The 16,282-nt window shown below is 41.0% G+C and carries 15 protein-coding genes; 14 read left to right on the top strand and 1 reads right to left on the bottom strand.

Annotated features, from left to right (window positions below):
- The first annotated feature begins 105 nt into the window (after positions 1 to 105).
- From R8695_RS09535 to R8695_RS17930, 4 genes are all read left to right on the top strand, one after another.
- Positions 106 to 1,971, top strand: coding sequence for a heavy metal translocating P-type ATPase (locus R8695_RS09535; RefSeq protein ID WP_154780301.1), 1,866 nt, complete (start codon positions 106 to 108; stop codon positions 1,969 to 1,971).
- 82 nt (positions 1,972 to 2,053) lie between these two features.
- Positions 2,054 to 2,416, top strand: coding sequence for an ArsR/SmtB family transcription factor (locus R8695_RS09530; protein ID WP_118511334.1), 363 nt, complete (start codon positions 2,054 to 2,056; stop codon positions 2,414 to 2,416).
- A gap of 24 nt (positions 2,417 to 2,440) precedes the next feature.
- Complete coding sequence (locus R8695_RS09525; protein ID WP_154780302.1) at positions 2,441 to 3,964, top strand: Y-family DNA polymerase; 1,524 nt, start codon at positions 2,441 to 2,443, stop codon at positions 3,962 to 3,964.
- A complete protein-coding gene (locus R8695_RS17930) occupies positions 3,961 to 4,296 on the top strand; it encodes a hypothetical protein (protein ID WP_118511330.1) in 336 nt (111 codons plus the stop codon). The genes R8695_RS09525 and R8695_RS17930 overlap by 4 nt, the downstream gene beginning before the upstream one ends.
- A 62-nt stretch (positions 4,297 to 4,358) precedes the next feature.
- On the opposite strand, the gene R8695_RS09515 is transcribed toward R8695_RS17930, so the two are convergent.
- Positions 4,359 to 4,841, bottom strand: coding sequence for a Gx transporter family protein (locus tag R8695_RS09515; RefSeq protein WP_118511328.1), 483 nt, complete (start codon positions 4,839 to 4,841; stop codon positions 4,359 to 4,361).
- Positions 4,842 to 5,210: 369 nt separating this feature from the next.
- On the opposite strand from R8695_RS09515, the gene R8695_RS09510 reads away from it, so the two are divergent.
- From R8695_RS09510 to R8695_RS09465, 10 genes are all read left to right on the top strand, one after another.
- Positions 5,211 to 7,451 (top strand): Ig-like domain-containing protein, encoded by a 2,241-nt coding sequence (locus tag R8695_RS09510; RefSeq protein ID WP_154780303.1) that lies wholly within the window; start codon positions 5,211 to 5,213, stop codon positions 7,449 to 7,451.
- A 194-nt stretch (positions 7,452 to 7,645) separates the two neighbouring features.
- Complete coding sequence (locus R8695_RS09505; RefSeq protein ID WP_167829760.1) at positions 7,646 to 8,203, top strand: FMN-binding protein; 558 nt, start codon at positions 7,646 to 7,648, stop codon at positions 8,201 to 8,203.
- Entirely contained in the window at positions 8,203 to 9,000 is a 798-nt protein-coding gene (locus R8695_RS09500) for a 4Fe-4S binding protein (protein ID WP_118511322.1), read from the top strand. Before R8695_RS09505 ends, R8695_RS09500 begins: the two co-directional genes overlap by 1 nt.
- A gap of 148 nt (positions 9,001 to 9,148) precedes the next feature.
- Positions 9,149 to 10,183, top strand: coding sequence for an FAD:protein FMN transferase (locus tag R8695_RS09495; protein WP_154780304.1), 1,035 nt, complete (start codon positions 9,149 to 9,151; stop codon positions 10,181 to 10,183).
- A 46-nt stretch (positions 10,184 to 10,229) separates the two neighbouring features.
- Positions 10,230 to 12,341, top strand: a complete 2,112-nt coding sequence (locus R8695_RS09490; protein WP_154780305.1) for a penicillin-binding Tp47 domain C-containing protein — start codon at positions 10,230 to 10,232, stop codon at positions 12,339 to 12,341.
- Positions 12,342 to 12,462: 121 nt separating this feature from the next.
- Positions 12,463 to 13,926 carry an FMN-binding protein gene (locus R8695_RS09485; RefSeq protein ID WP_154780306.1) on the top strand — a complete coding sequence of 488 codons (1,464 nt, stop codon included), beginning with the start codon at positions 12,463 to 12,465 and terminating at the stop codon, positions 13,924 to 13,926.
- Between the two features lie 75 nt (positions 13,927 to 14,001).
- Positions 14,002 to 14,262, top strand: coding sequence for a heavy-metal-associated domain-containing protein (locus R8695_RS09480; protein ID WP_118511314.1), 261 nt, complete (start codon positions 14,002 to 14,004; stop codon positions 14,260 to 14,262).
- A 216-nt stretch (positions 14,263 to 14,478) separates the two neighbouring features.
- Positions 14,479 to 14,868, top strand: a complete 390-nt coding sequence (locus R8695_RS09475; RefSeq protein WP_118511312.1) for a hypothetical protein — start codon at positions 14,479 to 14,481, stop codon at positions 14,866 to 14,868.
- Between the two features lie 27 nt (positions 14,869 to 14,895).
- Complete coding sequence (locus R8695_RS09470) at positions 14,896 to 15,522, top strand: M56 family metallopeptidase (RefSeq protein WP_243139526.1); 627 nt, start codon at positions 14,896 to 14,898, stop codon at positions 15,520 to 15,522.
- A 5-nt stretch (positions 15,523 to 15,527) separates the two neighbouring features.
- Positions 15,528 to 16,193, top strand: coding sequence for a hypothetical protein (locus tag R8695_RS09465; RefSeq protein WP_243139516.1), 666 nt, complete (start codon positions 15,528 to 15,530; stop codon positions 16,191 to 16,193).
- Positions 16,194 to 16,282: the final 89 nt, after the last annotated feature.

The following is a 16,282-nucleotide window of genomic DNA, read 5'->3' as shown; positions in this document are numbered from 1 at the left end:
CATCCAGGGGAGGGACTGTTGTATAAACTGATCTTTGCGACTGATATTTCCGCTGGAGATGTTTTTACAGCAGTCCTGCTTTTATAAGAAGAGAGAGGTATTGATATGAACAAGAAGCAGAAGAAAATGCTTACCAGGATCATCATTGCAGCAGTACTGATCGTTGCTTTTTCATTACTGCCTGTAGAGGGATATTTAAGATTTGGTCTTTTTATGATTCCTTATCTGGTTATCGGTTACGATATCCTGCAGAAAGCATTCAAGGGTATTTTAAATAAACAGGTATTTGACGAGAACTTTCTGATGGCTGTAGCTACCGTAGGTGCGATCCTACTTGGTGATTATTCTGAGGGTGTTGCGGTTATGCTTTTCTATCAGATCGGTGAGCTTTTCCAGAGCTATGCAGTAGGAAAGAGCAGACGAAACATCAGCGAACTGATGGATATCCGTCCTGATTATGCAAACATAGAGAAAGACGGAACACTGGAACAGGTTGATCCGGATGAAGTTGAGATTGGAACGATCATTGTTGTTCAGCCAGGTGAGAAAGTACCCATCGACGGTGTGATCACTGAAGGAACTTCAACATTAAACACAAGCGCACTGACAGGCGAAAGCCTTCCGCGTGATGCGAAAGCAGGAGATGAGGTCATCAGTGGATGTATCAATATGACAGGTCTGCTGAAGATCCGTACAACTAAGGAATTCGGTGAATCTACAGTATCCAAGATCCTTGAACTGGTAGAGAACTCCAGCTCCAGAAAGTCAAAATCCGAGAATTTTATCTCCAAATTCGCGAAATACTATACACCGGCAGTATGCTATGGAGCCCTTGCACTTGCAATCATCCCTCCAATCGTACTTCTTATTATGGGAAAACCGGCTATGTGGGGAGACTGGATCTACAGAGCCCTTACATTCCTTGTAATCAGCTGCCCTTGTGCACTGGTCATCAGTATTCCGTTAAGTTTCTTTGCCGGAATTGGTGGTGCCAGCAACCAGGGTGTTCTGGTCAAAGGTTCCAACTATCTGGAAACACTGGCTCAGACAAAATATGTTGTATTTGACAAAACCGGTACTATGACCCAGGGTGTTTTTGAAGTAAGCGGTATCCACCATAGCGAAATGCCTGATGAGAAATTATTAGAGTATGCAGCACTTGCAGAGTGTTCTTCTTCCCACCCGATCAGCAAGAGCCTGCAGAAAGCATACGGTAAACCCATCGACAGAAACCGTGTTACTGATATCGAAGAAATCAGTGGTAATGGTGTAATTGCCAAAGTTGACGGCGTATCTGTAGCTGCCGGAAATACCAAATTAATGAACAGACTTGGAATCGCTTATCAGGACTGCCACCATGTAGGAACTGTTGTGCATATGGCTGTTGACAGCAAATATGCAGGACATATCCTGATTTCCGATATTATCAAACCTCATGCAAAAGAAGCGATCACTGAACTGAAGAAAGCCGGAATCAGCAAGACCGTTATGCTGACAGGTGACTCCAAACGAGTTGCAGATCAGGTTGCCAAAGAACTTGGTATTCAGGAAGTATACAGCGAACTTCTCCCTGCTGATAAGGTTTCTAAAGTAGAAGAACTTCTTCATCAGAAATCTGAAAAGAATAAACTTGCATTTGTAGGTGACGGTATCAACGATGCACCTGTATTATCCAGGGCAGATATCGGTATCGCAATGGGAGCACTTGGTTCAGACGCAGCGATCGAGGCAGCAGATATCGTACTGATGGATGATGATCCACTGAAAATTTCCAAAGCGATCAAGATCGCACGTAAATGTATCCGCATTGTATATGAAAACATTTATTTTGCAATCGGTATTAAGATTCTCTGCCTGATTCTTGGGGCATTGGGTATTGCAAATATGTGGATGGCGATTTTTGCAGACGTAGGTGTTATGATCATCGCGGTATTAAACGCGATCCGTACATTATTCGTAAAGAATTTATAGAAATTTGCAGGGTTACTGTCTGGTCATAGACAGTAACCATTTGTGGTAATATAATAATTGTAAGAAAGGAACCGGTGAGCCAATGGAAGAACGTAAGGATGAAGTATGTGATGGATGTGAAGTTCATGAAGATCTGCTGAAAATCGTAAATGAAACATTACCTGAAGAAACAGAGCTCTATGATCTGGCAGAATTATTCAAAGTTTTTGGAGATTCCACCAGAATCCGTATTCTGTTTGTATTGTTTGAAGCAGAAGTATGTGTATGTGATCTTGCAAAAGCATTGAACATGACACAGTCTGCAATTTCTCATCAGCTCCGTATTCTGAAACAGAACAAGCTGGTAAAGAACAGAAGAGAGGGAAAATCTATCTTTTACTCTCTGGCAGATGAACATGTCCGTGCAATTATTAATCAGGGCAGAGAGCATATCGAAGAAGATTAAATTATTTTAATGAGGATTGGATAAATGGAATCTCATATTTATGTAGCAATAGATTTGAAATCCTTTTATGCATCAGTAGAGTGTAAAGACCATGTCCTGGATCCTATGACTACCAATCTGGTAGTAGCGGATGCCAGCCGCACGGAGAAAACCATATGCCTTGCAGTTTCCCCATCCCTAAAAGCTTACGGGATCCCGGGAAGAGCAAGGCTTTTTGAAGTTATCCAGAAAATCCGAAAAGTGAACCAGGAACGTCTGAAAGCAGCACCCGCGCACAGGTTTACAGGAAAGTCGTGTAATGATACAGAGTTAAAAAATAATCCGTCACTGGCAGTGGGATATCACATTGCACCGCCGAGAATGGCCAGATATATTGAAGTCAGCATCGCAATCTACCAGACATATCTGAAATATTTTTCGCCGGAAGACATGCATGTGTATTCTATAGACGAGATTTTTATAGACATTACTCATTATATGAAAATTTACCAGATGAGTGCTTATCAGCTCACCCAGAAGATCATCCTGGATATCCTGGATACCCATGGACTTACTGCAGCAGCAGGGATCGGTACAAACCTATATCTGTGCAAAATCGCCATGGATATTGTGGCCAAGCATGTAGAACCGGATGAGAACGGAGTCCGTATTGCGCAGCTGGATGAAATGGAATACCGCAGACTGCTGTGGGAACATGAACCGATTACTGATTTCTGGCGGATTGGACGTGGATATGCCCGGAAACTTGCAGAAAACGGAATGAAGACGATGGGAGATGTTGCCAGATGTTCTGTAGGCGGCCCAAATGATTATCATAATGAAGAATTACTCTATAAATTGTTCGGGATCAACGCAGAATTGCTGATCGACCACGCCTGGGGCTGGGAACCCTGTACTATTGCAGAAATTAAGTCCTATAAACCGGAGAACAACAGTATCTGCTCCGGTCAGGTCCTTCAATGTCCTTATACCTTCGAAAAAACCAGGATCGTAGTCCGGGAAATGGCTGAGATGATGGCACTGGATCTGGTTGATAAGGGAATGGTCACAGATCAGATGGTACTAACAGTGGGATATGATATAGAGAATCTTTCCGATCCTGTCATCCGTAAAGCTTATAAAGGAGAGATTACAATTGACCGTTATGGAAGAAGCGTTCCGAAACATGCCCACGGAACACAGAACCTGTCTGAATTTACAAATTCAACTTACGAGATTATTGAGAACATCCTGAAACTCTATGACCGTATCATAAACCGCGATCTGCTGATCCGAAGGATTACCCTGACTGCCAACCATATCAAAAAAGAGCAGGATATTGTCCAAAAAGAAACCTATGAACAATTGGATCTCTTTACAGATTATGCAGCGGTTGAAAAGGAAAACCAGGAAAAAGAAGAAAAGCTTCAGAAAGAAAAAAAACTTCAGCATGCAATGCTGGAGATCAAGAAAAAATATGGGAAAAATGCAATTCTCAAAGGAACAAACTTCGAAGAAGGTGCGACTTCCATTGACAGAAATCAGAGAATAGGAGGACATAAAGCTTGAGTAAACAGAATGATACGTATGTGAAAGGCCATGCTGATTTTACAAACAAATATACCTCTGACAGCAGTATTGGAAATCAGTCTTCACACAGATATGATGATATCATCAATCTTCCCCACCACGCATCTGCATCACATCCAAGAATGCCTCTTAATGACCGTGCAGCCCAGTTTGCACCTTTTGCAGCACTCACCGGACACAGCACGGCTATCCGGAATACAGCCGAAGCAGTGGAAGAGGAGATGCAGCTTGGCAAAGATGTAACCCTGCTGGAAGACCCTGCAGATCCTGCTTTATGGGCTGTGTCAGATTCAAATGAAACCGATGAATAGAAGCATTTTTAGAACGTGTTTGATTAATAGATATTATACTGAACAAAACCAAAATATCAGTCCTATATATGCACTCTTTTTATAATCTCATTTGTAAGTCCACCAATCACAACACCGGCAGCTACACCGGCTACCAGCAACGCTGGCGTATATACAAATACACTTGCATTATTTACGATCAACATAGCAATAATAAGCTGCCCGATATTATGTGAAACGCCTCCCGCAACGCTAACTCCGATCAGACTGAAAGAGGTCTTTTTTAACATAAGGGTCATAACCATCATACTAAGCGCAGCCCCTGCCAGGCTGTACAGGATACTGAACAGATTTCCAAACATAAACCCGATCACCAGAATACGTACGACAGAAACCAATGCAGCCTCTTTAAAAGAATACTTCTTCAGAATAAAAAGTACCCCCAGATTCGCCAGCCCAAGCTTAATCCCAGGAATCCCCGCAAACACCGGAACCAGCGATTCCACATATCCAAGAATAATAGCCACAGCCGAAAAAAGTCCGAGATAGGCTGTTTTTTGTTTCATAAAATATATCTCCTCTCAACCGTTAAATGCAAAAAATAAAAATTCTTCAATTATTCTAACACAAAAAAAATATCTCTGCAAGCATAAGTTAGTCTTCTCTAACGTATGTTGATATTTCACATAGCTTCTTCCTGTATTTCCTTATTGAAAAAGTTTGACGAATAACTCTGGCAAAAAATGGTAGATTTTTTTTAATATACATGTTATTCTTTTAAAAAGTTAGTAGTGACTAATTATAGTTGCTATTAACTGCATACCAAAATCCTATATGAATATCTTTGGCAGAAGTTACTCCCTTTTGGTTAATAAGTTAATTAACCCTCTGGTAAGAGTTATTCCAAAAATAAATTTTTAGAAGAGGAGAAAAACATGATAAACAAAAATCTTAAGAAAAAGATAGCTCCTGTTGTGATGAGCGCAGCAGTTGTAATGTCCAATATGCCGTATGCTGTACTGGCATCTGACTTTACGGACACTGAAGTAATTACAGACAGCACTGATATCTCTGCTCCTGAAGAATTTACCACTGAAAAAGGACAGGATGAATTTACTACAGAAAAAGAACCAGATGAATTTACCACGGAAAATGCAGAGGAAGATGCTTTTTCAGCAGAAACACAGCAGGGTGAAACGTATGTCCTTATGAATATTCCATATGATGATTTTTATAAGGCAGAACTGAAAAATAATGATGTCAAAGTTGACGCGTTCACATCAGCAACTTTTAACAAATCAAGAACATCCGGAATGATGAACGGAAATTCTGCTTATCATGTAAATCCGGACGGATCTGATGTTACGGGTGTTACTTTTCCTGTTAAGGTCAGCGATCTTTCCATTCTTAAAGACCAGAAACAGGTAACAGATTCTGATTCAGTAACGATCACAGTAACAAACAGAGGCCAGACAAGCTCCAATACTTATACAGGAAAAGATTCCCTGATTGAGAATGCATCCTATTCTTATTATGTTTTGAGCGAAGCGCCGTCTTACTATAAAGAACTCACTGTCAATGCAGACGGAAGCTATTCATTCTCTGCAATGAAAGGTGCAGAAACAAAAACTGTTTCTATCAATGCTACATTGAAAACAGAAACAAACTATGGTGATTATGAACTGGATCTTGATAACAATGCTTTTCCGGAAGTGATCGACACAAATACAGATAAAATATATGGCGTAACAGTAAATACTACAGACGGAACCAACTATGGTCTTCGCCATCTGGAGAATATCTGGCGCGGAAGTATGCTCGCATGGGGAACAGGATACACAACAGAAGTTCATGGATGCCCGGTTTCTTCCGCACACTATAAATCAATCATGGGAAAAACCATCGACAGTGTTACTTATTACACAGATAAAGGAATCATTACTTTTGATGTACCTGATGTAAAAGTTCAGACAACCACAGGTATTAAAGCAACAGTAGCAGATATCATGGATACAGATTCTTCTGCTGCAGTTACATTTGACCAGATACTGCCTGCTGATTTCAATGCACAGTATACTGTAGACGGAACAGAAGTTTCCTGTGCAGACGGAAAACTTGCAGTTGGCTTTCTGGCTTTGGGAACACATAAAGTTGTAATTACAGATACCAACGGAATCTATGTTCCTATCATTGCAGAATTTACAGTAAATACTGACAAAATGCCTGCAGCATATGACAGTAAGGCAGGTAAGCTGGTTGCGGCTGACGGAGCTACAGCTGACGAACTTTCTGCATACATTAAAAACATCAGCAAAGTAAAAGTCGACGATAAAGAATATGCAGCATCCGGAAGAGGAGCAAAAGTAATTGTAAAAGAGGATGGAACACTTGATCTTACAGATCTTCAGGTGACAGATACAACTGTATTTGAAGTGACTTCTGTAGGATATAAAAACAATCTTGTTTTCACTTATAAAGAAGCAGAAGACAAATTTGAATTAGATACCACAGCAAAAACTCTTTATACAAAAGGTAAAACAAAAGTTTCTCTCAAACTTACGACAAACCTTAAAGATGAAATTACATGGAAATCCAGCAATACTAAAGTTGCCACTGTAAACAGCACCGGAGTTGTAACTGCCAAGGCAAAAGGAACTGCCGTGATTACGGTATCTTGCGGAAAATACTCTGCAACCTGCAAAATAACAGTTAAGAATCCGTCTCTTACATTAAATAAAAAATCTACAACTCTTTACAAAGGAACCAGAACTACTCTGAAAGCTTCCGTAAAAGGTGTTGATGCATCAAAAGTAACATTTACTTCCAGCAACACAAAAGTTGTGACTGTAAACAAATCAACAGGCAAAATTGTGGCTAAAGCAGCCGGAAAAGCAGTGATCACAGTTAAATGTGGCAGCCTGAAAACCAGCTGCACAGTAACTGTCAAGAATCCAACACTGAAACTCGCCAAAACTTCTGCAAGTATTAAAGTAGGTAAAAAGACAACTATCAAACCAAAAGCAACACCATCCGGAACTATAAAATATACATCTTCTAACAAAAAGATCGCGACTGTATCTTCAAAAGGTGTAGTAACCGGAAAGAAAAAAGGAACTGCGAAGATTACCGTAACCTGCAATGGTGTAAGTAAAACATTCAAAGTTACTGTAAAATAAATTTCAAACTGAATTGCCTGATTCAGAAGTCCCGGAACTGATACATCGTTCCGGGACTTTCTTAATGATAAAAAAACAGTATTAACATTTTAAAGAAAGAATAGAAATTTTTATAAAAAAATGCTATACTTCTGAAGTTAGTTGCAGCTAATGTACTGCATGCTGCAGAAAAATAACGAAGGAGAGGACATAACGTGAATAATCAAAACTTTTACCTGCGTCTGATCGCTCTTTTAATGATTATCATGGCAGTATTTTTCTATAATGGTACAGTAAAAGACAAGGAGCAGGAACAGAGCATTACAGACCTGACTACACAGGTACAGAACCTTCAGGATCAGCAGGAACAGATTCTTACAGCATTACAGGAGGCTTATGAAAAGCAGAAAACTGTTGCAGAAAGTAAAACAGAATCCGACAGTAAATCTTCTGACAGTAAAAAAAGTACAGCTGCAGAAGAAACATCTGATGATTCTGACAATGTATACAAAAACGGTACATATGGAGGATCCGGTACAGGATACGGCGGAACCATCACTGTACAGGTAACTCTTCAGGATGATACGATCACAGATGTAAGCGTAACCAGTGCGCCGGGAGAAGACAGTGCTTATCTGGCACAGGGGGAAAATGTGATCAGCAGTATTATCAGTGAACAAAGTACAGATGTAGACACGGTTTCCGGTGCTACTTTCAGTTCCACAGGTATTCTGGAAGCTGTTAATGATGCACTGACAAAGGCGGAAAACTGATGAAAAAGAGACAGAGAAAGGTGCGGCTGATCCGCGCCGCCATACAGCTTATATTTTTTATAGCAGCGCCATCTTTATTTTCCACTGCATTTGCAGGCGTGAAATCCATATTTCTGGCAATAGGGAATCATCAGAGTGTGACATGGAACTCTTTTCTGGATGTAACAGCAGTCTTACTTCTGGTTACGATTCTGTTTGGAAGACATTTCTGCGGATATGCCTGCGCGTTCGGATCCCTTGGAGATGCACTGTATGAACTGACCCTGTTTATCAGATCCAGATTCTTCCATAAGAAAAAGAGACATGGTTATTCAGAAGAAATGGTACATAAACTGCAGAAAGTGAAATATATAGTCCTGGCACTGATCTTATTATTCTGTGTTACCGGTTTCTATTCCAGCCTGCAGGGAATGAGCCCTTGGGATGTTTTTTCCATGCTGACTACAGGGAAACTGCCAAAACCTGCCTATATTGTTGGAACAGTGCTCCTCTTTCTGATCATGATCGGAATGTGCACCCAGGAACGTTTCTTCTGCCAGTTTCTGTGTCCTATGGGCGCAGTATTTGCCATTATGCCTGTAATCCCGGGGGCATTGCTGAAAAGAAACCGGCCGAACTGCGCGCCGAAATGCACACTCTGCAAGAAGAGATGCCCTGCACATCTGGACATTGACGGGGATACCGCACATTCCGGAGAATGTATCTGCTGTCATACATGTACAGTTACCTGTCCAAGACAGAACATTCATTTCGGAGACCCTGATAGGGACAATGAGGCAGTTATTGAGAAAAAATGATTAGTAACGTCTAACTTTTGGGGTAGACACCACAAACTCACCGTGGTATAGTTTATGAAGTTAGTTAAAGCTAATGTGATTTATATTGATTGCTTGCAAAAAGCTGTGATCCGTATAAATTTATCCATAAATATTTCAGGAGATTAATATGACAAGAAAGAAATCTATATTATCCGGACTGCTTGTAATGACATCACTTGTATATACATCCTGCCCGGCATGGGGAAATTCAGAAACTGCCTCATACACAAAAACAGATTTTGCAATGGATACTGTAGTTTCTGAAACTTTGTATACAAGCGGCGAAGATATTACGGACAAGCTTGTTTCTACATTAAAAGATATAGAGACAAACTGGCTTTCCTGGACAGACGAAGGATCTCAGATCTATCAGCTCAATCAGAATGCAGGAAGCACCCAGGAAGTCTCTGACGAGACAGCCGGATACCTGCAGCAGACATTTGCACTGTCTGAAGCTTCTGATGGAGCCATGGATCCCACAATGGGAAAAGTGATCCGTCTGTGGGATATAGACGGAGAAAATCCTCATGTTCCCGATGAGAAAGAGTTAAATTCTCTCCTTGAGGATGTAGGATATGAGAAAATAACTCTGGATGGCGATCAGGTCACCATGTCTGAAGGAGTAACCCTGGATCTGGGAGCAGTGGGAAAAGGAATCGGCTGTGATGCCATAAAAGACATTCTGGAACAGGATAAAGAAGTTTCAGGTGCTATTGTGAATCTGGGCGGAAGCAGTGTGATGAGTTACGGTCAGAAACCGGATGGTTCATCCTGGCAGGTAGCTGTGACAGATCCCCGTGATACAGAAGGCGATTATCTTGGCGTTGTATCTCTCAATGGAACAGAATTTCTTTCTACTTCCGGAGATTACGAGAAGTATTTTATAGAAGATGGAGTCCGTTATCATCATATTCTGGATCCCTCTACGGGATATCCGGCCATAAGCGGGCTCACATCAGTAACAGTTGTATGCAGTGATGGTCTGGATGCAGATGGTTTATCTACAGCCTGCTTTGTACTTGGACGCGAGAAAGCAAAGAAGCTTCTGGAACAGTACAATGCAGACGGATTGTTTGTCGATGATTCCGGTCATGTTTACCTTACAGAAGGCATGAAGGAACGCTTTCAGTTGATGAAAGATACTTATTCGGTCAGTGAATAAGTTCATCTTTATACATTTAAATTTCATATCAGGAGGATTTTTAGGTATGCGCAAAAGAAATTTAATTAAGCTGGCAGCACCTGCGATCTTAAGTGCAGCGATGATGGTATCCGGGTTACCGGTAATGGGTGCCGAGTTCTCAGATGGAGCAACAGTAGAAGCAACTGTGGAAGATGCTACAGTAACAACAGATGATTTTTCCGCAGATGAATTTGGCAGCGAAGAAGAAACACCATTTGTAGATGAACAGCAGGCAGAAGCAGATCAGTTTTCTGCTACAGCAGAGGAAACACAGGATGGTTATAAATATGTCTATGCTTCTCTGACATGGGATCAGTACTGGGCATCTGAGGGTGTTTACAATGCAACTAATACTACTTCTTCAGATGAGAAAGATACAAAAGGTGAAACAGACAAAGGTGGCTTTGATGCAGTTACCAGAGCTACCATAAATCATGGTCTTCACAGAGGAAGTTTCCAGAGTGACACAGTTATCTACGATGAAGCTGGCGGTTCCTATGAAGTTTCATACTGGTCAGACAGAAATACTATTGTTTTGACAGATGGTACTTCTATTGGATTTAATAAAGGCGTGATCACAAAACCGGATGGAAGTACTGCAGAAATGAAAGAATATAAAGTAAAAGGAATGAAGTATATTCCTGTAGCAGTGAAGGCAGAAGATTACGATGCATTTAAAGCTCAGTACAGTGTTGTTGAAGATGGCGGTCTTCTGATTGGTGGATTTGGTGAAGGCGTTTTATCTGGATACAGCAAAACAGCCAATGTAACAGCAGAAACCAATGGCCTGAAAGAAGCTGTGAAGAATTCTGACGGAACATTCTCTTTCACAGCAAGAAAAACAGGATCTGGCTCCGGTATTGCTGATGAAGCACAGAAAACAGTATCCAATGTAGAGACAGGGCTGACAGCAGCAGAAAAAGCTGAAGCTTACGGTGCATTTATCAGAGCTGATATTAAAGGTGAAGGTTACGGCGACCTTGGTGCAAACATGTATGCTGTAAAATGGGTGTATTATGGAAACGGAGATACACCGCTTGCTACCTATGGTACTAAATTTGCAGCAGATAACTGGATGCATAAATCTATGGGAATTCAGCTTGGTCTGACAAAATCTGTCCGCTGCCAGCTTCCAACAGATACAGATGGAACAGGTAAATGGGAGATCACAGTATATGCGATGGGATACCAGGACTTTACATTCACTGTAAATGCTACAGAAGAAAATCTCGTTCAGCCTGGTGAAAATGAAATTACTACATATAACTTAACAGAACTTGTAAAACAGGCAGAGACATTAAAAGAAGAAGATTATACTGCAGAAAGCTGGGTTGTTTTTGCAGGAGAATTACAGGAAGCAAAAGATGAGCTTGCCAGCCCTAATTCTCAGGCAACTGTAAATGAAGCATATGAACACCTTAATGCTGCTATGAAAGGACTTGTACTGAAACAGCCATCTATGACTCTGGGCAAAAAGAGCATTACTCTTGATGCAGGTAAAACTTCAACTCTGAGTGTAAAAACAGAGAATACAACCGAAACACCAAGTTTCAAGTCCAGCAATACAAAAGTTGCTACTGTAAACAAAACAACAGGTAAGATTACAGCAAAAGCTGAAGGAACAACTACAATCACAGTAACATGTGGTTCTTTAACTGAAACCTGCAAAGTAACTGTGAAACCGGTTGTAACAGTTTCTTCTTCCAAACTTACCGCATACAAGGGTGTTTCCACAACTCTGAAAGCGACTGTAAAAGGTTCTTCCAAAGCACCTACATTCAAATCCAGCAATACGAAGGTTCTTACTGTAAATAAAACAACAGGTAAGATCACACCAAAAGCTGCCGGAAAAACAACAATCACAGTAACATGCGGTTCTGCAAAAACAACCTGCACAGTAACTGTCAAAAATCCAACTCTGACCCTGACAAAATCTTCCGCATCTATCAGCGTGAAGAAAACAACCACTATCAAGGCCAAAGCTACACCTTCAAAGACTATCAAATACAAATCCAGCAACACAAAAGTTGCAACTGTAAACTCCAAAGGTGTTGTAAAGGGAATCAGAAAAGGTAAAGCAACCATTACAGTAACATGCAATGGCGTTTCCAGGAAATTTACAGTAACTGTTAAATAATTTCGATTATCTGACAGCTGTATCAAATAAGAAACCCTGTGTCCTGCCCCAAAACAGGCACAGGTTTCTTTTCGTGTTACTACAGGTGACCTTTAACGGATCAAGAAAACAGGAGGAAAATATGAACAAGAATACACAATGGCTGAAACTTCTGCCCGCTGCAGCTGTATTTGCAGCAGTCTGTGTAACCTGTTACCAGACAGACAAGACACCGGCAGAGGCTACACAGGTAGAAAATAATAACATTATGTCTACTTCTGAAATTAAAAAAATGTTAAATTATGAAGCAGACAGCAGTAATACAACCAGTAGTTCTTCTGCCAAAACAAATAAAACTTCCAAAAAAAAGACAACAGCAAAAAAGGCCAGTAAGATCAAAACAGGAACTAAGAAAAATACCACTACCGGCGCTGCTGCATCCGGCGGTGCAGGCGGTGGAGCAGGTTCTACAGTAACTCCTACCACAGAAGTTCCTTCTGATGGATATGTAGATGGTGTTTACACAGGTTCAGGAACCGGATTCGGCGGGACTATTACTGTTCAGGTAACTGTAAGCGGACGCAGGATCACAGCCATTGATATCCTGGATGCTTCCGGCGAAACACCGGCATATTTTTCCAATGCACAGGGCGTGATCAGCCAGATTCTGTCCAGCCAGTCTCCAAATGTTGATGCTGTCAGTGGTGCTACTTATTCTTCCAATGGAATCATACAGGCAGTACAGAGTGCACTGTCACAGGCCATGCCTTCTGGAAGCCAGACTGCCACAGCAACCCCTACAGCCGCTCCTACTCCTACACCATCACCAAAACCTACCAAGAAACCTGCTCCTACCCCTGATCCGGATCAGGAAGAGATGTATAAGAATGGAACTTATACAGGCACAGGAAAGGGGTATAATGGTACAGTCACCCTTACTGCGAAGATTAAAAAGGGTGTGATCCAGTCACTGAAAGCAGAACATACAGACACACCGGCATTCTTTGACAAGGCATGGGAAGTTTTAGAAGACGAGATCATCCAGAATCAGACAGCAGACGGAATTGATACAGTCAGCGGTGCTACTTATTCCTCCAATGGAATCCTGGATGCTATGAGGGATATTATCAATCAGGCGAAAAAGGATAACTCATCCAAGCCTACCGTTACTCCGAAACCGACCAAGACACCAACACCTAAGCCAACAACCACCCCTACACCGGAGCCAACACCAACTCCTGAGGCTACTCCAACCCCGGAACCATCAGAAACACCGGATAATCCTGGAGAAGATCCGGAAGTTACACCTACCCCGGAACCGGAAGAACCATTGGGACCATACAGGGATGGTACCTACACAGCCGGAAGTTTTGGATATAATGGCAAAGTTTATGTAACTGTCACTATTTCAGGTGGCCAGATTGTGTCTATAGAGCAGACAAACAATGATTCACCGGAATACTTCGACTATGCATGGGAAACTATTTATCCGCAAATCATGGGAAATCAGTCAGCAGATGGAATTGACACTGCAACCGGCGCAACATTTTCTTCAGAGGGAATTCTGGGGGCTGTTCAAAAAGCTCTGGCGCAGGCAGCAGTATAATTTATAAAAGCAGTGGAAGATCTGGAAGCCAGCATGTAAGCAGACTTTCTATTCCGGAAACAGGAGGACTCATTCATGGTCAGGACAACAGTAAAAGTAGACGGTATGATGTGCGGAATGTGTGAATCTCATGTAAATGATGCCGTCAGAAAAGCTTTTCAGGTAAATAAAGTAACATCTTCTCATACCAAAGGTGAGACAGTGATCATCACAGATACACCGGTAGACGAAGCTAAACTGAAAACAGCTATCAACGCTACAGGATATGAAGTAAAGGGTGTTACATCAGAGCCTTACGAGAAAAAAAAGGGACTTTTTTCCTTTCTTCATAAGTAGAATAAAAGCCGGAAGATACGCAGTTTCTTACAGATTCTGCGTATCTTTTTTGTCCATTTTCCAGGACTCAAACCTCGATAAAACTCGAAGAATGGCGTTAAGAACATGGGGAAAAATGGCAGAATTAGGTTGTGGAAATGACAGGGATATGGTAAACTTGGTTCATGTCACAACAACCATCTGGACGAAATAAAGAATCTGGAGTTTATGTTGATAATGAAAAGAAAAATGAAAACAATTTGCTGGATCGTATTTACCGCAGGCTCTATGGTATGTCTCTTTTATAACTTTATGAGCAGGCCACCGGTAAATGATCCGAAAGCATTGACGATATATATGATCTGCGCAGCCGGAGCAGCAATTATCTATCCGGCAATTATGCTTTTTCTGGCATTCAGAAATCGCAGCCTTCGTGAAAGGCTTCAGAAAAGATCAGAGACTCCGGCTTACAAGAGAAAGCCGACCGTAACCTCACAGAATTTATCCGGGAAATACAGCTATACTGCTGATCCAGAAGTTCGCAGGCTCATCAGTGCACTCAGCGATGAAGAGCATATTTCTGATGAGGAGAAAGAGCTTCTGTTGGAATACATTAAGAAGAAATGATGTGATTAGTTGAAACTGTTGTTATGTATGTCTGTTGCAGGAGCGATTCCTGTGTTCATATGTCTGATATTATTTCTGGTTCAGAAAGAAAATTATGATTATATCTGGGGCAGAAGATTATTGCTGGCAGGTTTGTTCTTCTTTTTGATACCAGTTCAGCTGGTAAAAGGCCTGTTGCCAGAAAGAATTCTTCCTCATGCTATTCTTGGAGAAGAATCTCAGATGTTCTTATCAAAATCCTTAGTTTTTCTCAATGAGCGTCAGGGCGAAGTTGTATGGCTTCCCGGCTGGGCGTCTGTAATTATTTCCCTGTGGGCGGCAGTGATTTTTATTTTCGCCGTCAGTCAGTTTATAAAATACCGCAGAGGTATTCGTATTATTCTCAGTTCCATTGACCATGTCGTAGATCGTTCAGATATAGATCTTACCTATTCAGTTGTACCGGATGGCTTTTGTGGTCCGTGCACGGTAGGATTTTTTCGTCAGAGGATCATCATCCCGGAGAGTTTTACGGAGAATCCTAATTTCTTAATGGTATATCAGCATGAATACAGACATTTAAGAAATCATGACAATCTGATGAAACTGTTATGTCTGGCAGTGTTATGTTTACACTGGATTTATGTCTGGCAGTGTTATGTTTACACTGGATGAATCCCATGGCATATGTGCTGCTTTATCTCTATCGGTTTACTGCAGAAGCTGTCAGTGATGGAGCCGCCATTGAGTGCTGTTCTGATGATGAAATTGAAAGATATTCGATCATGGTAGTAACAGGTGTCCCGGAAGAGAAAGTTTTCCCGACTGTATGGAAAAACAATCTTTCTTCGAAAGGGAAAATACTCAAAAGGAGGATTAGTTATATGATGGAGAGAAAAAACGCAGGATTATTACAGAAAGTGCTGATGGTAGCGCTTGCGATTGTCACAGTTATTGCCAGTGCCTGCACGGTGTTTGCTTATGAGCCGATGCAGTCGTCGGATGAGAGTTTTAGTGATGTTGTAACAGATGATAAACAAGATTATTTTGGATATACTTTTAATGACTTAGATTTAGAAGAAGATAGTTTAGTTGATACCCTGGATTTCTCCGATTGCGTAGGTATCTTTATATCTTCCGATGGAATCCAAATAAAAATACAAGATACTGAACCATATGCTCTTTGCATACACAGTATGGTAGATGGTTATTTTTATAGTCATGCAAGTAAAAGCTCCGGTGGCTGCGAAGTAAAAGTTTATACTTGTCAAAGATGTAATAAATGTGGATATTTAGCTAATGCAAAATATTATAAAACAATTACATACGCTAAATGCCCTCATTAATCTACATTAAATAATTAGTAAATTCAAAACGCTTTAATTGCTTAAAAAAGTAGTTAAAGCGTTTTTATATTTAAAATTAAGATTTTAAT

Source organism: Blautia luti (assembly GCF_033096465.1).
Lineage (GTDB): Bacteria > Bacillota > Clostridia > Lachnospirales > Lachnospiraceae > Blautia_A > Blautia_A luti.
The sequence above is the reverse complement of the archived record's forward strand: the minus strand, read 5'-3'. Positions and strand labels throughout refer to the sequence as shown.